This is a genomic window from Nocardia sp. CY15 (assembly GCF_009829295.1).
Classification (GTDB): domain Bacteria; phylum Actinomycetota; class Actinomycetes; order Mycobacteriales; family Mycobacteriaceae; genus Nocardia; species Nocardia sputi.
On record NZ_VUOT01000059.1, the window covers coordinates 1 to 20,790 of the forward strand.

At 65.2% G+C, this 20,790-nt stretch carries 12 protein-coding genes; 3 read left to right on the forward strand and 9 right to left on the reverse strand.

Annotated elements, in window-relative coordinates:
• Nucleotides 1-300 (forward strand): transposase (locus GVY39_RS32750; RefSeq protein ID WP_159930876.1); only part of this gene is annotated, 300 nt, incomplete at its 5' end.
• Between the two features lie 90 nt (nucleotides 301-390).
• Nucleotides 391-1,491, forward strand: coding sequence for an IS630 family transposase (locus tag GVY39_RS32755; protein WP_159930867.1), 1,101 nt, complete (start codon nucleotides 391-393; stop codon nucleotides 1,489-1,491).
• Here GVY39_RS32755 and GVY39_RS32760 read toward each other — a convergent pair.
• From GVY39_RS32760 to GVY39_RS32795, 8 genes are all read right to left on the reverse strand, one after another.
• Nucleotides 1,488-2,303, reverse strand: coding sequence for an alpha/beta fold hydrolase (locus tag GVY39_RS32760; protein WP_159930875.1), 816 nt, complete (start codon nucleotides 2,301-2,303; stop codon nucleotides 1,488-1,490). The genes GVY39_RS32755 and GVY39_RS32760 overlap by 4 nt on opposite strands.
• Entirely contained in the window at nucleotides 2,303-3,736 is a 1,434-nt protein-coding gene (locus GVY39_RS32765) for an FAD-dependent oxidoreductase (RefSeq protein ID WP_159930874.1), read from the reverse strand. Before GVY39_RS32765 ends, GVY39_RS32760 begins: the two co-directional genes overlap by 1 nt.
• Nucleotides 3,737-4,451: 715 nt before the next feature.
• Nucleotides 4,452-5,195 carry a hypothetical protein gene (locus GVY39_RS32770; RefSeq protein WP_159930873.1) on the reverse strand — a complete coding sequence of 248 codons (744 nt, stop codon included), beginning with the start codon at nucleotides 5,193-5,195 and terminating at the stop codon, nucleotides 4,452-4,454.
• 216 nt (nucleotides 5,196-5,411) lie between these two features.
• Nucleotides 5,412-6,299 carry a hypothetical protein gene (locus GVY39_RS32775; RefSeq protein ID WP_159930872.1) on the reverse strand — a complete coding sequence of 296 codons (888 nt, stop codon included), beginning with the start codon at nucleotides 6,297-6,299 and terminating at the stop codon, nucleotides 5,412-5,414.
• A 129-nt stretch (nucleotides 6,300-6,428) separates the two neighbouring features.
• A complete protein-coding gene (locus tag GVY39_RS32780) occupies nucleotides 6,429-7,274 on the reverse strand; it encodes a hypothetical protein (RefSeq protein WP_159930871.1) in 846 nt (281 codons plus the stop codon).
• Complete coding sequence (locus GVY39_RS32785; RefSeq protein WP_159930870.1) at nucleotides 7,264-10,953, reverse strand: hypothetical protein; 3,690 nt, start codon at nucleotides 10,951-10,953, stop codon at nucleotides 7,264-7,266. The genes GVY39_RS32780 and GVY39_RS32785 overlap by 11 nt, the downstream gene beginning before the upstream one ends.
• A gap of 1 nt (nucleotide 10,954) precedes the next feature.
• On the reverse strand, nucleotides 10,955-14,524 hold the full coding sequence (locus GVY39_RS32790; protein ID WP_159930869.1) for a hypothetical protein: 3,570 nt from the start codon (nucleotides 14,522-14,524) through the stop codon (nucleotides 10,955-10,957).
• 234 nt (nucleotides 14,525-14,758) lie between these two features.
• Nucleotides 14,759-15,859: a serine protease gene (locus tag GVY39_RS32795; protein ID WP_159930868.1), complete on the reverse strand. Its 1,101-nt coding sequence runs from the start codon at nucleotides 15,857-15,859 to the stop codon at nucleotides 14,759-14,761.
• A 591-nt stretch (nucleotides 15,860-16,450) separates the two neighbouring features.
• Here GVY39_RS32795 and GVY39_RS32800 point away from each other — a divergent pair.
• Nucleotides 16,451-17,551: an IS630 family transposase gene (locus GVY39_RS32800; protein ID WP_159930867.1), complete on the forward strand. Its 1,101-nt coding sequence runs from the start codon at nucleotides 16,451-16,453 to the stop codon at nucleotides 17,549-17,551.
• A 58-nt stretch (nucleotides 17,552-17,609) separates the two neighbouring features.
• On the opposite strand, the gene GVY39_RS32805 is transcribed toward GVY39_RS32800, so the two are convergent.
• On the reverse strand, nucleotides 17,610-20,636 hold the full coding sequence (locus tag GVY39_RS32805) for a hypothetical protein (protein WP_159930866.1): 3,027 nt from the start codon (nucleotides 20,634-20,636) through the stop codon (nucleotides 17,610-17,612).
• Nucleotides 20,637-20,790: the final 154 nt, after the last annotated feature.

Consider the following 20,790-nt stretch of genomic DNA (forward strand, 5'->3'; position numbering starts at 1 on the left):
GTCCTGGCCGACAAGGCGTATTCCAGTCGCCCCAACCGCGACTGGCTGCGTCGGCGCGGGATCAAAGCCACGATCCCGGTCCCGGCCGACCAGGCCGCGCACCGCCGTAACCGTGGCAGCGCTGGTGGCCGCCCGCCGGCGTTCGACCCGGTCTGCTACCGGGACCGCAACACGGTCGAACGCGGCATCAACCAGCTCAAACAACACCGCGCTGTCGCCACCCGCTTCGACAAACTCGCCGTTCGCTACCTGGCCACCATCCACATCGCCGCCATCAACCAATGGCTACGACACCAGTGAGGGCGGGCGAACGGCCCGCTTTCACGCGACTTCGACACACGCCCTAGTGTTCCGCGCCTGAAATCCGTTGATTAATCGTAGGATTCGGCGGTGGCAAGGACAGGGCGGCCGAGATCGGGGCCGGATTTGGTGGTGACCGAGGCGCAGCGGCGGGAGTTGGTGCGGGGTGCGCGGGCGGCGACCTCGACGCAGGCGTATGCGCTGCGGTGCCGGATCGTGCTGGCGTGCGCGGAGCCGGGCGCGGCGAACGCGCACGTGGCGGCAGCGGTAGGTGTCACGCCGATGACCGTGGCGAAGTGGCGAAAACGCTTCATCGAACACGGCCTGGCCGGGCTGGCCGACGAACCCCGGCCGGGACGGCCGCCGTCGATACTGTTGGACCGGGTGGAACAGGTGCTGGCGTTGACCCTGGAGCAGACTCCGCGTGATGCCACGCATTGGTCGCGGTCGTCGATGGCCGATCGGACCGGGCTGTCGAAATCGACGATCGGGCGGATCTGGCGGCGGTTCGAGCTGAAACCCCATCTGGTCGACGGGTTCAAACTGTCAACCGACCCACTGTTCGTGGAGAAAGTGGTGGATGTCGTCGGCCTGTACCACAATCCGCCCGAGCGGGCCGTCGTTTTGTGTGTGGACGAGAAATCGCAGATGCAGGCCCTGGATCGTTCACAGCCGGTGTTGCCGATGATGCCGGGCATGCCCGAGCGCCGCACCCACGACTACGCCCGCCACGGCACCACGAGCCTGTTCGCCGCGTTCAACATCGCCGACGGCACCGTGATCGGCGAGCTGCACCGCCGCCACCGGGCGACCGAGTTCCGCAAGTTCCTGGTCACGATCGACAAGACCGTGCCCGCTGAATTGGATGTCCACCTGGTTTGTGACAACCTCGCCACACACAAGACCCCGATCGTCAACGAATGGCTGGCACGGCACCCCCGCTTCCACGTCCACTTCACCCCGACCGGATCGTCCTGGCTCAACCAGGTCGAACGCTGGTTCGGATACCTCACCGACCAACTCACACGCCGCGGCATCCACAAAAGCGTCGCGGCGCTCGAGAAAGACGTCACCACCTGGATCGAGCACCGGAACGCCAACCCCCGGCCGTTCGTCTGGAAGAAGACCGCCGAAGAGATCCTCGACTCCCTCGCCCGATATATCCAACGGATTTCAGGCGCGGAACACTAGTGGGCGGACAGAAACCCGAGTAGCAGCTCGCTGACTCGATCCGGAGCTTCCAGTTGCAACCAATGGCCGATGCCGTCGAGGCGTTCGTAGCGCCAGGTCCCGGTGACGTACCTCTCGGTGCCGAGCATCGCCTGCTCGGTGAGATAGGGGTCACCGCTGCTCCAGACGCCCAGGACCGGGGCGGTGATCGGGGGCAGGGCGGGCGGCTCGACCAGAAGCTGGGGTCCCGCGCCGGTGCGGTACAGGGCCAGGCTGGTGCTCAGCGAACGGGGGTCGCGTAAGCGTTCGATGACCTCCTCCAGGTCCGGATGACCGGCCAGCCAGTGCCGGGCATTGGCGAAGTCGTGGTCGGCGAGCCAGCGCTCGGCGATGCCGGGAAACTGGAACAGGAGGAAGTACCAGGATTTCTCGCGCTGGGGGAGACCCGCGTCGATGATCGCCGCCGGATTGCCGACCGAGAGGCTGGCCAGGCTCGCCACCCGCTCCGGATGCAGAGCGGCCAGCAGCTGGCCCAGTGAGGATCCCCAGTCGTGCCCGATCACGTGTACCCGCTCGACGGCGAGCTCGTCCAGCATGCCGATCAGGTCGGCGAGGTACCGGTCGAGCTCGTACTGCGCGAGGTCGGTGGGTTTGCCCGAGGCGCCGAAGCCGCGCAGATCCGGGGCGATGGTGCGGTAACCGGCGGCGCGCAGAGTCGGCACCTGATGCCGCCACACGGCATGTGTATCCGGAAAGCCGTGCAGCAGAAGGACATCGGCGCCCGAGCCGCCGACCTCCACCTCGAGCTCGATGCCGTCGGCCTGGATGCGCATCACTTCGCTCCCAACACGGCGAGTAGCTCCGCACGCGCGGGACCCGCTTCCGGGTAGCGCGCCGCGCCGCCGCCGAGGCGCACGATCCGGTCGAGCACGCCGGGCCGCGCCAGCGCTTCGTCCGGCCCGCTGAGCAGCGATCCGACATCGCCGAAGGCACGCAGGACGTCCGGGTCCCGCCGCTTGGCGACCTCCAGCGCCTGCCGCAACGCCCAGTTGGGATCGTCGGATGCGTAAGGCACGCCGGTTATTTCGCCGTCGATCTGAGCCAGCCGGTGCAGATCCCAGTCCGCCGTGGCCTGATACAGCGGGCCGAGCGTGCTCTCGGTGACCTCGTCGAAGCGCAGCGCGAGTTTCGCCGTATCCTCGATGCCGTGCTCGCGCAGCACATCCCGCAGCAGCAGCGCATGGGTCATGCCCATCGTGATACCCATTCCGAAGGCGGGATCGGTGGTCGCCCAGGCATCACCGATGGACAGCAGCCCGGTCGCCACCGGGCGGCCGTCGACGATCAGCCGCCGATGCCGCGCCTCCATTCCGGACATCGCCAGCACGCCGGTAAGCGGTTCTCCGTGCGCGGCCCAGTGCGCCGTATCGGGGTACAGCGCCATCGCCCGCTGCCAGGCTTCCGGGTCGCTCAGCGCGCGCAGGGCCCGGTCGCGACCGGAGACGAATACCGCCAGCGCCCAGGTGCCCGCGTCACCGGGAACGGTGGTGATCGACAGGCTGTCGTGGTGGTACAGCGGCCAGGTGGCCTGGGCGGGCGTCGAGCCGTCGGCGGACCGGAAATACCGGCTGTATGCGAGGAACCCGGTGTCGTGCTTGTGTAGCTGCGGCGCGGCGGCGCCCGCAGCGGTGAGCATCGCACCTGCGGGGGAGTTGCGGCCGAGCGCGTCGACAACCAGATCCGCGGCTATGGTCGCACCGGATGCGGTCACGACACCGGTGATCCGCGGTCCCTCGGCGGTGGTCACGAATCCGGTGACGGCGGTCTCCCTGCGAATACTGATTCCACTGTGCGCGGCTGTCTGTGCCAGTGCTGCCTCGATGACAGGCCGGCGCGCGGCGAGCGTGTCGAAGCGGTCGTCACCGTCGATCCGGCCGCCGATGGCGGGCAGATCGTAGGCGCCGCCTAGCATATTGTGTGTCCGCGCGCCCGCGTTCCGCAGTGCGGCCACGGCGTCGGGCAGTTCCCGGGTGAGCAGCCGGTATGCCCCCGGCATCAGGATGTGCGGGTGCCGGAACTGGGTGACTCCGGATCGCCGCCACTGCTCCCAGGCGTGCTCGGGTTCGCCCGACGGGGCGCCGGTGTCTTTGTCCAGCAGAGTGACCCGATGCCCGTCCCGGGCCAGCAAGAGCGCGGCAGTGAGTCCGGCCGGTCCGCCGCCGAGGACGACGACGTGCGCCGCGCGACCTGTCTCGGTTGTTCGCATGATGAATCCCTTCGCCTGTTCGGTGCGTTCCCGGTCACTGTCGGGGCGAGGATGACTCATTTGCCAGATCAGAAAGTGCTCACTTTTCGCCGGTCCGGCCGAGCGCGAGGCGGCGCCGTGGCGGGCCGAACCGAGCAGGTGAATGGTCTGGGAATGAGCAGCCCGCGCCGCGACCATGAGGCAGGCCGGCACTCGACATGGGACCTCGTGGAACAAGCACCTGGAAAGGAACGTGAACTTTGTTCGAGCTTTCGGTACTCGGCGCGGTCGAAGTACGGGTCGCGTGGTGCCGGTGCGCATCCGGCCATCCCCGAACGCAGCGATCAGCAGGTCCACCGCCGCCGCCGGAGCAGTGCGGGTGGTCGCCCACCGATCTTCGATCGGACTGCGTATCGGCGCCGCAATGTGGTAGCTCGGCCACCACGAGAGCATCGGGGTCCTCGGGAGCATTCCCGCGCAGACATCCGCGCAGAACATCCTGATCCGGCGCCGGATCGGAGCGGCTCGCAGACCACCGATGCGAACATGTCAGCGAGACTTCCACCGAGCCCGTGAGCACCGCCCGAGGCGACCAAGCGGCCGCGATTGTGCTGGACAGACCAGGCAGGCGTGGTGGGTGGGGATCGCTACGGTGAGCCGGCGGCGTGGAGGGATCAGTCCCCGAGCAGGCCGGTGGGCAGCCACCCTACTCGCAGCAGCGTGCTTTCGCCGTCTCTCAGAGGTGCTGCTGGACCGCCATGTAACGCGCATCCGTCAGCATTCGAACGTGCGCGTGGCTTGTGTCGGGATCGTTGCACTTGATCCATTGCCCGACGCCCGTACCATTTTCCGTACTATTTTCGACCGCGACCGCCCAGGTCAGCGTGCCGACTCCGCCGGGTTCTACGTGATCAGGGTCGACTCTTTCAAGCATGTAATTACCCACGGTCCGTGGATCCCAGTCCTGGTTGATCATGAGAGTGCCTGTACCCCAGTTCTGAAAGCGGACACTGACGCTGCTGGCGATCGACGGTACAGCCAGCGTCACATTCCGATCTTCCCATCGAGACAGCACGATCCATGGCCGCGTCGCTTCATCATCGGTGCCTGCCGCCACCGCGTTCATACTGACAGCGGTGTCGGCGGTGTTGTCGGCCATGAAGGTCCACTGCTGGCCGGTGCGGTTGAGTTTTATAAAAATGCGGTGGACGCCATGGCCCTCATCCTCAACGAACGCGGTCCCGGCTGGATTCTTCGTATCTGTGCCGTCGAACACCTTGACGGGAACGTCGGATAGCTCCACCAATTGACCGCCCTCAGCCCGAACCGAGATCGTCAGCACTGACGTGCTCACCGGCCGCGCTGCCACCCGCACATGCAATGCGTCCCCTCCGGCTGCAGTGAACGTGAACTCGGCGGAGGCTCTTGCCGGTATGCTTCGGGGGGCGTTCCAGCCATTTGGAAATAATTGGACATTCATCACAGATCTCCTACGTGCCGCACCGCCGGTCGGATTACGGCACCCCTCTGTCGAATCTGGGCCATAGCCGCCCACGCGCCCGACAAAGTTTTGCATTAGTCCTGTCGGCAGTGTTTAGATGGTTATTACCAGCGTTCGCTCTCGTAGCGGCCCTGGGGGGCGTCGGTGGGATCGCGGTGCACCGCCGATGTCCCGAATACAGGCCGCGCTCGCCGGTCACGAATGAGCGACCAGTTTGTGGCGGCAAAACGTTCTCTGGCACAGGCTGTTCGGGCCGGCGGGAGTGCCGAGGAATGCGCTGCACTGCGGCTGCCCCGGTGGGCGCTGACTGCAGGTATGGCAAAATCCTGGCGGCCGCGGAATTTCTTTCGGCTCCTCTCGCTGGATTTGGATTCGTCTGTGATCGTCGTCTTTGTCATTGCATTCGAGTTTGTGGTCGAGTAATCCCACCTTGCCTTCCAGTGCCCGGAATACAAGCTTTCCCTTTCCCCCTGGATCCACAACATCGGGCTCGACGGAGTCGAGTTCGAATATGTCGCCTGGTAGCGGCTGTCCTAAACTTTGGGTGATTTCGAGCGTTGCGGTGCCGAGATTGCAGAACCGGATCTCCGCGCTCTCCGGCGCAGGACGGAATCCCTGCGCTTCGAGGATCGTCTTTACCTTGGGCAGATCGATCCACGGCCGAAGGGTGTCACTGTCGGGATCGGTGGTGCCGGCAGCCGCGACGCTGATGCTTGCGCTGGTGTCTGCGGAGTTCTTCACGAACAGCGTCCACTGCTGGTCTTGGACGTTGAAGGTGATCTCGATGTGGTAGACCCCGCTGCCCTCATCGATCAGGGAGGCGGCGCCTGCCGGATGATCCGGATCTTCGTTCTCGTCGAGCACATCGACGGCGGGCCCGGCACTCACCTCGAACTGTGTGCCCACGCCGGCCTGTAGGGATAGCGTCATCACCTCGGGATCGACGTCACGCACCGCGATCCGGATGTGGATCACTCCAATCGGTGATCTTGCGGGGAAGACGACCGAAATTGTGTCTCCGGCAGGGACTTCCTTGGGACTGCTCTGCCAGTCGTCGGGGAACAAGATAAACAAGATGTCCATCGCTGGTCTGGTCTCCCTCGGTCTCGGGGGATCGTTGGTCTTCGCGGTTACGATTCGATGCGGCAGTTCGACAGCGGATCCGAGCAATCCGTGGTGTTTCGTCGGCGATCCATGGGTGTACGGTGCCTCCTATTCACCGAAATGAGTGTGTGGGTCATGCCCACAGTTCCGGCACCTTGTGGGATCCTCCCAGACGCCACTTGGTTCATAGCGGCGACAGTTACACCCTGGAGCGTGGCAGTTGTTGTGCGGCAGCTCTCGTTCTGCAAGGACGATCGTGAGTAGTGTGTGCTCCGGATTGGGGTCGTTGCACTGCAGCTGGTGGGTGATCACCGGTGGTCCGTCGGGGTATGCAATCGTGGGGAAGCCGATGACGCAGTCCACCTCGAGGACTCCCACGGCGCCCGGTTCCAACTCGGAGGATAGATCGCGCAGCACATACGGAGAGTCCAGCCTGCCGAGAGGTACTCCGATGGCCTCATCGATCCTCAGGGTGGCGGTACCCCGATTGATGACCGTAGTGGGTGGCAGATTGGGGTTGATGAACCCGCCGTCGACTGCCATGTGGAGCCAAGGCACCAACGTCGCGTGATCGGAATCGCCTGCGACCGCATTGACCGAAACTGCGCTTTGGTCGGTGTTTTCGATTGTCAGGGTCCAGTCGAGTTCGGTGATGTGGGGATGGATCTCGATGAGGTGCACTCCGTGGTCCTCGGCGGCGACCGAAGCCTCCCCCGCTGGGTCCGGGTATCCTTCCTCGAACACGTCGACCCACTGCCCTTCCACCAGTTCCACAGGTTCGCCCGATCCGGCCTGTAGGCGGAATGTGAGGACGTTGCCCCGGTCGGGGCGCATCGCAACCCGGGCGAAATGGGATCCGCTTTTGGCTGAGACGGTGAAGGTGAACCGAGTTGAATGTTGGCTTGCCAACTGGTGTGTTTTGGTCCAGTCGGTCGGGTAGAACTCAGTCGACATGGCTGGTGTTCCTTGTGTCGAGTTGGCCGCCGGGCCCGATGGTGATGACGTCGGCGTAGATCAGCCGCGCGGGCCCGTCCACGGGCGAGCCTAAATCCGGTGGGGGCGGATAGCTTTCGGTTTCGGTCAGCACGAGTCGGCGGGGTCGTCCACCAGTCTCGGGGACGTGGATGCTGAAGGTGTTGTTCAATTTGTCGCTCGCGGTGACCACGGTAATCCACCCTGGGCTGCCGATTACCTCCGAGGCGGCTTGCGCGGAGGGCGGTTGCCCGGAATCGTCTTCGTAGACTTGTATTTCGGCGTTGACGATGCTGCGGTCGCGGGGCGCAACCGGGCCCACCCCGGTAAGACGAAGCTTCAACTGCTGGTTTGCTGTGTCCGGCGTGATTTCCAGCTGCCTATCGGGTAGCAACTGGATCGGCTCGGTGCGCGTCACCTCCGAAACCGCCAGTTTCCTCGTGTCCGTGGTGCGGGCCTGGTAGCGGGCCAACGCCAAGCGGACGAACGGGCAGTACGCTCGGCCCGGGTAGGGCGATAGGTCCACGTCGGCGTACCAGCGCCGGGCCGCGTTGTCGGGCTCCACCGGGTAGGCGACCCCCGGGTGGGCGGGGCTCTGCGCGGTGTCGGCGGTGAAGGTCACAGGCGCGGCGAGGTGTTGCGCCATCATTGATGTCGGGATGGCGCTACCCAGCCACACTGGGTCGCGGCCGACGAAACTGCGGTCGGGGGGGACCTCGACGCCGGTCGTGGGAGTCGGGCTGATCAGGACGGCCAGCATCTCTTCGGCGCCGGTCACGTACCACGGTGGTCGCAAGTAGACCCGTATACGCCCTCCGCGGCGCAGCCGACGTACCTTGCCGTCGACCGTGACCTCGGTTGACCAGTGGAAGGAAGGCACGCAGTGCGAGATGTCGGGCGCCGGAGGGCGCGCGGTGCTCGGCACATCCACCTTGAATGGTGTGACCACCCGGCACGCCGTGGCGGATGCGGCGGGGTAGCAGTCTTCGAAACGCGACACCGCGGTCACCGTGTAGGTGATTTTGCGGCGGCGGGTATCGGCGAACTCGTGCCTGATCACCGGCAAAGCCTTGTCGCGCAGCGTTTGTTCGACGGTGAAGGTACCCAGCGCGACGGTGCGAGTCGTGCCGCCGGGGCCTTGTCCAGGGGTCTGGTCTGGATCTGTCCAGGCTGCGCTGATCTCCAGGCGCCCAGTACTCGGGATGTGCACTTTGAGGCCTGAAGTAATCAGCACGGCGTCGGTGCCCGCCGTGGTGCGCCGCGCGTCCAAGTTCCCGGTCGGCGCGGCCAGCGGCTTCTGCACCGCGTGCACGAGGGTGAGTTCGCGAGCCGGCGTCACCAACGCATTCCCGTTCTCGGCGATGCCGCGCGCCACGTCGTCTTCGGCAAGCCCGGCACTGATCCAACTCGCGACGCCGAACTTGCCGACGTCGGCCGGCTTCATCGTCGACAGGATGTTCAATGTCAGCTGCTCTGCGCGGCCCAGCTCCACTCTGACAACCCTGTCATCAGCCGAGGTAGTTGCCTTGCAGCCGGATTCGACGGCCACAAGATCCAACCGGATGGCGGGCCGATCGGGCCACGGCGCCCAGATGGGCCGGGTGGGGAGGCGGCGAATGACAGGCAACCGATTGCCATCGGGATCCGGAGGGCGACGTTTCACCGCGATGACCACGCGCTGGGCGGCCGGATCGGAAAGCCATGGAGTGTTCATCGTGTCGCGAGGGACCACGACGTAGCGAGCTTCTCCTGTTCCCTCCAGACGAGCGCCCGGGATATCTGTCGCCGTCTTGTCCGCGCGCGTGGCGATCGCGAAGAATTTGTCGATGTCCTGGTCGGTGGCGTGCGGGCCCAGCGCCGCATCGAAGACGGAATGCTGCAGCGCCAACTCCAGCGAGGCGGCCGGGCAGACCAGGTGACAGCGGGCGGTGGTACGAGTGTCGTCGACGACCATCCTGTCCAGCGCCTCTCCAGCGGCCAGTTCGGCGCCGGGAAGGATCTCCGGTGGTGGGATGGGTTCGAATCGCTGGTGCGTGAATTCCAGTGACTGTGCGTTGTCTTCGGGCAGCAGCTCGCTCGGTCCGAGACCTCCGCCGGCGAGGTCGGCGATGCGCACGCGCATGCGGTATTTGCGGCCGAACCGCAGTCGTGGCAGGCTGCCCGGCTCGACACTGTCGCTGACTCGGAAGGGCGGATCAGCTGGCGTGGGCGGCATCGAGTCGCCGGTACGTACCGTGCGGCCGGGCCGCTGCACGGCCAGGCTGTATCCGTCCCACCGCGCGACCAGTTCGTGGATGTATAGCGCGTCGTGCGGACCGCCGCCGGTGGTCAGCGCGTCAGGGCGAATGTAGCCTTCCTCCAGTACCTCGGAGCCCAGGGGTTGCCCACCGACGGTGTAGCTCACGCGCCGCTGACATGTGGACAACCACGTGTCGGCGTCCTCGATGTCGATGCGGTACCCACTCACCAAGTCGCCGGCGCGCAGGGGCTGAGCGAGCAGATCCGCCGAGGTTGCCGCGGTGCGACTGATCCGTTCGCGCATGGCGTCAGCGCGGCCCCGGTCGACCAGCGACACACCTGCCGACCGCAGTGCTGGCAGATTGCCTGCCACCGCACGGGCATCGCGGCGATCGGCGCGGCCCGCACCGACCATGCGCAGCGCGGCACCGTCGATGTCGAACGCCAGAGATTCGAAGCGGGATCCGGCCTTCTCGGCGAGTCCGGCGCTTCCGATCGCCAACACGCCGTTGATGATCGGGCTGCCAGCGGAGTCCGGGACGAAGCGTGCACCGGCCACGACGTACGCGGTCGACGGTGACAGGTCCGGCCGTGAAGGATCGTCCGCAAGGCCGGTGTTCGTCCACCCCGACGGCTTGTTGATCGACCACGTGGGCCGGACGCTGAGAACCTTCTGCCCGTTGAGCACGGTCGCATCGATACCGAAGTCCAGCAGCAGGCCGAGCGCACGCAACAGAACCGGATGGTCAGCCAGCTGCACTACTGCTTTATGAAATTCGCGCTGGTTATCGGCCGTATTCATGCGTGCATCCAACGGCGTCACATCGCGATCACGCCGGTAGAAAGCGAAAGCTTGATTGAGCGCCGAGGACAGCACCCTCTCGCTGTCGTCGGCATTATCGGCGTCGGCGGCCAGTCTGCCCTGCCATTCCGCCGTCGCATCGGCCAGCGCGCGGTGCAGCTGCTCTTCGCTGCCGGGCGCCGAATACCGGGCATAGGCTCTGCCCGTGGCGCGGTAGGCATTCCGAACTTCCGTCACCGCCGCTGCCGCCGGGAAGACACGGATCGGCCTACCGGCATAGGACGCGGACCGATACGGTGTGACGGTCATACCCGCGCCGAACACCGCGGCCCACGCCGAGAGCTGCTGCTGAAGGGTGAAGCCGTGCGGAATGCGTTGCACTTTCCCTGGGTCCACATCAGCGCTGCCGCATGTGAACGTGAAGCCGGTGTTGCTCAACCACTTCGGCCATGCGTCCATGCCGAAGCTTTTCAACGTCAACGGTGCGCCACCGGACCCGAACAGGCGCGGGGTGAGCAGCACCGACACCACCCCCACCTGTCGGCCCAGGCGTGGAATGATGCGGCCCGCCGGGATAGCGGTCCACACGAACTGTCGACTCAATACGACGGCAGGCTCCATGTCATTCTCCTGCGAACGCCCGGCAGTAAGTCCGCCAGGGATAGGATTTTCCGACCGGGCCCAGCGTGGCCGCTACTGATGACGCGGGTGGCGCAGCAATGGCGGCTCGCTCGGGTGCGAACATGTCGGGGCCGGCGAAGCTTTTGCGGCAGGTGAGCTCAAAGCTCGCCGACCACAGCGTGAGGTCGATGACGACAACGAGTTTGGCGGATCCTTCCAGCCTGTTGGGGGTGTAGGTGAGACTGAGGGTGAGTTCCACAGCAACCCTGGCCAGCCCGAGAAGGTCGATGCTGCCGCCGATGCGCAGATATCCGGTGATGCTGACGCGACGGTCGTAGACGAACACGATCCCACCGAAGACGTGGACTTCGGCTGCCACTATGGCGAAGTCCACCGCGACACTGGCGCCGAACTCGATGCCTCCTACCAACTTGGTCAGTCCATCTGGTTGACCGCCGGCGGCCACTGCCAGCTCGAGATAACCGCCGCCACCGAGGCCCGATACGGTGACCAGGAACGGCCGCTGCCGGGTAGCGAACTTGAAATCGACCGTGAGTGGCTTGTTGACCAGCGACAGCGTGACACCGGCCTCGATCGCCAGATTCGTCAAGCTGAAGACCCCGACCGAGACGGCAGGCACGGTCGCCACGTAACGCACCGCAACCGCAGTCGGCGAAACCGAAACAGCGGGCCCGCCACCGGATTTCAGCATGAAGGACTGCAGCGTCTGAACGAAACGCAACGCACCGTCGAGGCTGACTTTACGCACATCGACGGTGACTGTGGGTCGTGCAGTCGGCCCAGCCGACCGGCTTGTGAAGGCTACTTCGTTCAGCTCGATGACCACGACCTGTCGTGCGCGATCGGGAATGTGCAGCGAGAAGTCCGTGACGCGCCCCTTGGTCTCATCCGGGCCTGAGGCGAGGGCCAGCGTCGATGTGGGTCCCGGCACAAATGGGTCGATCGGGCGGGCCGCCGCGCCGGACAGCTGCTGTGTCCACTGCAGCCGGGCCGCGCCATTGCGCCACGTGATGGCGGGTTGATCGGTGACCGCCTGGATCAGCTTGTTCAGCTTGATGACACCGAGCAAGGTCGCGTCGTCGCTGAACAACGCGGCAGGGCTCGGATAAGGTTTACCGGACGGAGGCTTGACAATCGGCCCGCGGTCGCGGGCGACACCGTTCACGGCGGGCATGGTGGGGGTGGCTACCGCACCGGTCGCAGCGCCGGCCTCGGCGAAGTCGATCTTCGGGGTGTCCACAAGGTCGAGCAGGACAGTCGCATTGGGATCGCTCAGCACCTGTGCGCTCAACGTCGCGCGGATCCCTGTCGGCGCCTTGGCGCCGAGCAGCTCCTGCAGAGCCGGAAGCGCCACCTTCAGCTGGGAGAGTTTCGGATGGGTGCCGTTAGACGCCTGGGCGATGCCGAACTCAGCAGTGAGCACGTGCTGGATGGAGTCGCTCACTGGTTCATAGCCGTTGGCGCCGGGAGTCACCAGCAACGGGATAGCGCGGTCGATGCCCGCCTCCGGTCGTCCCGGCACGTTCGGGGGCCCTTGTTTGTACTCGTCGTCCAGTTTCTGGGCTCCTGCCGGAGTTCCGTCGGCCACAAACAGCAGCGGCAACGTGGCCTCGACGGTCTCCCGTCCTGCCCGCAGGATCAGCGCGAAGTAGATCGGGTCGCCGTATTGCTGCGGCCAGAACATCTTTTCCTCAGGCGGACCATCGACTTCCCATGTCAGTTGGCCGGCGAAGCTCACCTGCTGAAATGGGAACGCCCGCTCATGGTTACCGCCCTCACCGCCGCCGAAGTCACGCACCGGCTCAGTAACGACCAACGTATGCTTCTCCTGCAGTGCGGCGGGGCGACTGGTCTGTTCGCCGAGCATGTCGGGTTTGAAGACACGCTCGATCGTCACGATGTGCACCGCACGGTGCCCGAGTGGGAACAGCCGCCCACTCTTGACGACGCGGACGTAGTAGTCGCGGCCCATCGCAGCGCGGTGGCTCCACTTGAGTTCTGAAGTACCGCCGAACTCTGCGGTCAGCGAGAACCAGGCACCCAGACTACTGAGTATCAGCCGGTCTGCGGTGACCGGCAGTTGGGCTGCCCTCTCGACAATCGAGTCGACGGTCTCGTTGCCCGCACCCAACGGCGTTTTCTGAAAGGTATTTTGGCGGTGTATGGCGCGGAACGGGCGCAGGGACACCACCGGGCCTCCACCTCGGTTGAGGACCTGGCAGTGCCACAAGCCGGTCACACCGCCTGTGCTTTCCACCGGCAGCGGCGCCGGCGCACACCGACCTCCCGAGGGCAGCGCCATCAACAACCGCCACGGCAGTTCCAACACCGAACCGGAATCCGGTTGACCCTCCGGTGGCCGGAGTTCGCGCGCAGTCATCGCCTCGAGCACACCTTGCACAGACAGGGGAATGACGGTGTGTCGGGGAATTTTGAACCGCAGCCGCGACGGGCCGGCGGAGCGGGCTTGACTGGTCTCGCTGGCCTCCTCGCCCATGTGCTGCGGGGGGAAATTGACATCCAGACGGGCGTTCTCTTCGGCGGTGAGCTCCGGCACGCCCTGTGCGTTCACGCCGCGTCGAAATCCGCTGTCTCGCACGTGGACATGCAGCAGGTCGTCGGGCCGCAGCAGCGTGTATCCGGCGAGGGGGCCCGTCCAGGCATCCACCAGCTGCCACGGCGACCACGCGCGCGGGTCATGCAGGTCCCCGAGCCCGGAATCGTAGCGGCGATGCACGACCCCCGCGGGTGCCCACAAGGCGAAAATGTCGGTGCGTGTACTACTAGTGGCCGCGGCCGCGAGGATGTCATGCCGATCGCCGTCGGTGGTGATGATGCCGCCCATGTCCCGCCACAGAGCGGTCGCAACCGTTCGAATCCACAGGCGCTGGTCTCGGCCGGGAGCCAGTATCAGTTGATTCGCAGACGCCGCGAAGGTGTCCGAGAACGGGCGATCCCCCAGGGGGAGACCGTCCAGATCCGACGGCGTCGCCCAAGACCCCGTGTACCGCATACGGCGGTAACGACTTCCGGGTAGATTGGCTGGATTCGTCACAAACAGCTCGAATCCGCCCGAAATGGGTATCGCGCGCAGCCGCCGCGATGGTGCGCCTTGTAACCGTATACGCGCATTGTCTTTGAGTCGCCAATGCACGATCTCAGCGCCGACGGTATAGACGATATGGAGATCGTCGGGATTCGTCGCCGCCGTAGCGAACCCGGATGTCACGGTGTTGTCGGGAAGGGTGCGAGGTGCCCAGCTCGGGGTCCAGATGCTGCCATCGAATCGCCGCTGGTACACGGTCGTCCCCGCACGGACAAACAGCTCGATGCGATCCGTACCCGAAGAGGTGACGCTGAGCCAGTCGGCCGAGGGCGCAACCGTGCCCGGCATCGGCGGCCGACCGAGCTGCACCCAACTACTCCAGACGAGTTGAGAGGTAGCCTCATCTACACGCCCGGGGCGATGCCAAATCACGCCCTGCTCGTCACCTACAAACAAGTCGATGGTCCCCGGCTTGCGGCAGCAGGCAACGATCGAGCTGACCATATGATTAATCATGAGCCCACTACTCTCCTAACTGCCCCTCTGTCTGCGCTAGTTTCAGCAACGTCCCTGGATATCTGGCAGCAAAATGCGGGTGGAGGTGCGGATGGCGAACCGGCGCTGACTGAGGAAAGCGCACGGTCGGCGTTCACTGGTTCTTGCCTTCCAGACGCACAACGATTCGCATTCCCTCATCGCTCGCAATATCTTGTGGCATTGCCCTTCGCTGAAGGCGTGCTACACCAGATCAAACAAGGCTTTGCCACCAGAGTGAACTACTCTTTCTGGATCGAAAACGTCTTTCTCGTGGCCACACACTGTGCCGACAATCATGGGATCCGTGCCGTCGTAATACCAGAGCGGCCCGCCGGACCATCCTCCATATACGTTCGAATCCAGGTACAGGTCGGTTTCGAGTTCGATACCTGGACTGTCGGTGTCGATGTCGACTATCTTCAAGCCGAATTCAACCGCGGGTCTGCCAGCGAACGCGACAGGGTATCCCGAGGAATTATATTGACGACCTAAATAATCACTTTCGTTGGGATACCACTCGACACCCATCCAGCCCAGCGCATCGCCAAGCGGCTTGTAGAGCTCGCAGACAGCGAGGTCATACCCTGTTGCCGTAAAAGGCGTGGAAGGTGGGTAACCCTTGAACGATTTCACGTACGAGCTACCGTAAGGAATAGCATTAGTCGCTGGTTTACTGTAGGCCGGGATGAACTCCATCCAGCCATTCGGATCATCCCAAGGCACGACATGCCCTGCAGTGAGGACTAGTTTCGAGCCTACCAGGGTGCCGGATCCCCGGAACGGGTGGCCGAATTTCTCCCCACGAATATAGCCGACCGTAGACCACGGGTACTCAAGCCGTTTCGTCGCCTCATAAGCCTTCGGCTCCAAGAACGTGCGCGGTGGGAGCAGGCGTGACCGCACCCCATCGGCACAGAAAGGCGCAAGCCTCGGGAGAAAGTGCTGCGCCATCCATGGAGGACGCCAGCTTTGAGTGCCAGTTTTGTCGGCTGGCGACAGGTCAGAGGAATCTTCTGGGCAAAGTTTGATCTGATCGAGGACGGGAATCGAGGTCCGCAACTTCTCTTCGTTGGTCGCATGGTCGATTACTCGCCAAATATCAACTGCCTCCGGCACATGCTCGACCGAAAATTTCATCTCCGGCATATGCCCCGATTGTACATAGAATCCCGACTCAGGCTTCAATATATCCGCCTTGTCGGCGGGCATATCCATAGTGGCAGGAAGAGGATCCGCACCAGCCATCTCGTCTAGCCCCATATATTGCGGCGCCGCCCCCTTCCTGGGCGTGTACGTTCTCATAGTATCCTCCTATCGCAACGGATTCGTTAATTGACTTCTGCGACAGATCGCCCTGACGACGGATGCAGGTAACGGGAATATAATCACCGGCGTTACATGGTCGACCGGCACGTACGAAAGATTCCCGACGTCTATCCATAGACGGCTACTTCTCAGCTACAGTATGAATCGTTCAATGCCACCCGCGTCGGGTATCCGACTACTCGAATTCACGCACGCGGACCTCTCGATAACGCAGTGTCAATCGCCGAGCGAGACGGCAACCCTGGCCGGACGCGGTCACACTGCGTGCTGGTCGACAGGCTGACGAAATCTGAGTAGGTAGTCGAGTACTCAGGTGAAGCAACCTTCTCGCAAGGTCCGTACTCGCAGCCCCCGTCTGGCTGGCGCGGGCAAGTACGCGCTTCGAGGCCGAGCACTCATGGCGATGGGGACGCTGCGGTCCGGTGAGACCTGGTCTGCGCTGCGGCTCTACCGGCGCAGTTTGTGGAGTGCTCGCAAGTCGAACCCGGTGGTGCGTTGTTCAGGACCGTGGCGAGCAGTCCTAGTGTTCCGCGCCTGAAATCCGTTGATTAATCGTAGGATTCGGCGGTGGCAAGGACAGGGCGGCCGAGATCGGGGCCGGATTTGGTGGTGACCGAGGCGCAGCGGCGGGAGTTGGTGCGGGGTGCGCGGGCGGCGACCTCGACGCAGGCGTATGCGCTGCGGTGCCGGATCGTGCTGGCGTGCGCGGAGCCGGGCGCGGCGAACGCGCACGTGGCGGCAGCGGTAGGTGTCACGCCGATGACCGTGGCGAAGTGGCGAAAACGCTTCATCGAACACGGCCTGGCCGGGCTGGCCGACGAACCCCGGCCGGGACGGCCGCCGTCGATACTGTTGGACCGGGTGGAACAGGTGCTGGCGTTGACCCTGGAGCAGACTCCGCGTGATGCCACGCATTGGTCGCGGTCGTCGATGGCCGATCGGACCGGGCTGTCGAAATCGACGATCGGGCGGATCTGGCGGCGGTTCGAGCTGAAACCCCATCTGGTCGACGGGTTCAAACTGTCAACCGACCCACTGTTCGTGGAGAAAGTGGTGGATGTCGTCGGCCTGTACCACAATCCGCCCGAGCGGGCCGTCGTTTTGTGTGTGGACGAGAAATCGCAGATGCAGGCCCTGGATCGTTCACAGCCGGTGTTGCCGATGATGCCGGGCATGCCCGAGCGCCGCACCCACGACTACGCCCGCCACGGCACCACGAGCCTGTTCGCCGCGTTCAACATCGCCGACGGCACCGTGATCGGCGAGCTGCACCGCCGCCACCGGGCGACCGAGTTCCGCAAGTTCCTGGTCACGATCGACAAGACCGTGCCCGCTGAATTGGATGTCCACCTGGTTTGTGACAACCTCGCCACACACAAGACCCCGATCGTCAACGAATGGCTGGCACGGCACCCCCGCTTCCACGTCCACTTCACCCCGACCGGATCGTCCTGGCTCAACCAGGTCGAACGCTGGTTCGGATACCTCACCGACCAACTCACACGCCGCGGCATCCACAAAAGCGTCGCGGCGCTCGAGAAAGACGTCACCACCTGGATCGAGCACCGGAACGCCAACCCCCGGCCGTTCGTCTGGAAGAAGACCGCCGAAGAGATCCTCGACTCCCTCGCCCGATATATCCAACGGATTTCAGGCGCGGAACACTAGCCGTGCGGGCGACCACCGAACTGTTGTACTTGGATGAGACGCTCAGATGGACCCTCGGTCAGAGTCCAAGATCGTCATATGGTTGCGGATCGAATGGCTCGGCCTGCTGGTCGGCGACTAGGTACTCGATATCGTCGGACACTCCGGCGCGCTGTCGAATTCGTTGTTCCTGCGCGAGCTGAGCCGGACCAAGGGCGCGGCGGCGGTGTTGTTCGGCACGGTACTGCTCGAGCCGTTGCTCGAGGTCGGCGACCTGCGTCCTGCCTTCCTGGTCGGCCGCATCCAGCGCGTCGGTATCGCGACGCTCTCCACTCGGCGTGTTTTCGGGTCCGGTACTCAACGGTTGGTCCCAACGGTCGGCGGCTCCGGCGCGCAGGACGGCTTCGCGGTTGGCCTGGCGTGCGGCATCGCGTGCGGTCTTGTGGTCGCGGCTGCGGTTGATTTGTTCGCCGACGAGAGTGTCGATTCGGGCTTGGAGTGTGCGTCGTTGGCTGCGGCGGTGGCGGGGTGTGGCTTCGAGGGCGGCGCGTGTATCAGCGAGTTGGGTCGCGACGGCGTGGAAGGCTTTCGCGGCGGTGTGGAGTTGTTCGTCGGCGGTGCGGGCGTCGTGGATGGCTTGTTGTGCTGCGGTGTGGCGGCGGATGCGTTGGTCGGTGTCGTGTTCGTGGTCGAGGTTGTGTTGCTGGGCGGGGCCGTAGAGGAAGGTGTCGGTGTCGGCGAGTGCGAGGCTCTGGTGGAGTTGGTCGATGCGCTCGTCGAGTTGTGCGTCGGTGAGCACGAACAGCGGATTGTCGGCCGGGTCGGCAGCGGTGGCGTCGTTGGTACGTGGGTGGGTGGTTTGGAGTGGCGGGTGGTCGTGGATCCAGGCTTCGATCGCGGCGCGATCGGCCGGGTTGTGGGTTGCGCGCCAGTCGCGGCGCAGCATCGCGAGGGCGGCGGGTGCGTTATAGGTGGTGGTGATGTGGGTGCAGCGGGCGGTGATGTGGTCGGCGGGGTCGTGGTCGGGGATGCCGGGTTCGCCTGTGTCGCGGCATTCGCCGCACAGCCCGTCGTCGGTGCGGCGTGGGGGTACGGGACTGGTGTCGGTGAGGGTGCGTTCGAGGCCGCAGGCCACGCACCCGAGCCCGCGGGTGTCAAGGACGGCGGCGAGGTCGTAGTCCAGCGTGTGGTTCTTCGGGCGGTCGTCGGGGAGCACTTCCCGGTAGTAGTGATGCACGACGCCGTCGGGAATGCGGCGGTCGTAGGGCTGGTCGTCGACATCGGAGCGTGTGTCGACATAATCCTGTTCGGCGCGGCGGGCGTCGATCTGTTTGTCGGTGAGCGGTTCGCGGCGTACAGCAGGGTTGATGTAGTGATGGTGGTCGCGTGCGGCTTCGTGGCGTCGCTCGCGCTGATACGCCGGTTCGGTACGCCGGGTGCCGGGTTGGTAGATGTGCGGGTCGGTGTCTGGTGTGCAGGCGTCGATGAGCGCGCGATGCTGGGGGTAGCGGTCGGCGGCCCAGCGCAGTCGTGCGCGGGCGACGGGGAAGCTGTTGCGGTACAGCGTTTCGGTGATGTCGGTGAGGATGGCGCGTTGTTCGTCGGTCGCGATATCGGTGAGGTCGGCAAACCTTTCCATCGTGGCGGCGATTTGGCCGGTCTGGATCAGCTGCGCCACGGTGCGGAGGCGTTCGGGAAGCCCGGTCCCGAGTGTGTCAGCGGCGGCAGGCTCGCTGACGGGACTGGGAGTTGGTGCCGCTTCGGGGACGGCTGGGTGGTCGTTTCGGGCGGGCGCGGGGTCGGAATTGCGCTGGCGGATAGGGTCATTTGTGGGTTCGGACATGGTGGTGTGGCGGGGTTCGTGGTTGCTGGTGGTGTCGTTGGTTGGGGTGGGGGTGTGGTGGAGGAGGGCGTCGATGCGCCAGGCCAGGGCACTGGCGAGTTGGTCGTCGCGTAGGCCGGAGGCGTGGTCGGGTTGGGCGGCGAGGAGTAGTTCGTGGGCGGTGGCCAGTAGTTGGTGTGGTGTCCAGTCGGTGCTGGTGGCGCGGTCGATGGCGGCGACGACGCGCGGCCAGGCCGGGTCGGTGAGGACGCGCTCGGCGGCTTGATCACCGAGCACGGTGTGCAGGTCGGTGATCCAGTCCGGGCGCAGATTGCGGTGGCCGATCCCGGTGTCGAGGGCGGAGGGTTCCAGTTCCAGGCGCGACCACAGCGCGGCCGCGGGCATCTCATCGGGCAGCGGCCGCCCGGCGGCGGCCTCGGTGAGCAGGTTTTCGATGTCGAGGCCGGCGCGGGCGGCGACGTCGATCTTGTCGGCGAGGATGGGCCAGTACGGGTCCGCCACGACCCGGCGATCGAGGCGTTCGAGGGTTGGCGCCCATCGGTTGACCGGTCGATGGATGTCTCCGAGTGTGTCGGTGACTCGGGTGTCGAGCAGCTGCTGGTGCTCGCGTTCGAGGCTGCTGTAGCGGGGCGGGCCGGTGGGTCGGATGTCGCGGTCGTCGACGTGCAGGCTCGCGCGCCAGACCGCCAGTTCACCGAGCAGGGCTGGGGCGGCGCCGACGAGGGGACGCGCCCAGTGCGGTGCGGTACTCGGAGTCCACGCCTGGATGTCGGTGCGGATCTGGGCGGCGAGGTCGGTGACGATGCGGGCGCGGGCGCCCAGGTGGGTGGCGTCGAGGTCGTCGAGCAGACCGCGGGGGATGCCGTGTGCCCATGGGAGGGGGCCGGTGCCGGTGGAGTGGGTGCCGGTGGGATCCAGTCGCCAGTCCAGGACGGCGGCGATGTCGTCGGCGGTGTCGAGTTCGCGGGCACCGGCGGCGGTGTGCAGGGCGGCGACGGGGTCGCGCCCGGACAGGGCGATCGTGGCCAGGTGTTGGCGCAGCACGGGGTAGGCGGGGCTGTCGGTCAGGTGCGGGTGCAACGCTTCGGCCGCTTGATCGAGGCGATCGAGCACCTCGGTGCCGAGCGCGTGTTCGGCGGCGACACCGATGGCGTCGAGGTAGATGTCGATCGCGCGGCCGATGCGGTTGTGTGGGTCGAGTGCGTCGCGCAGGTGGGTGTGTGCGGATTTCTGGGCGCCGTCGCGGCCCAGAATGCGTGTCATACCCTCGACGGCGGTGAGTGGGAAGACGGGACTGCCCCCGGTTCGGTTGACTCCTGATCTGTGATGACTTCGGTCTTCGCAGTGGAAGGATCGTCATCATGCCCAAGCCGTTCCCTGAGGAGTTCCGTCGCGACGTAGTCGCGGTCGCCCGCAA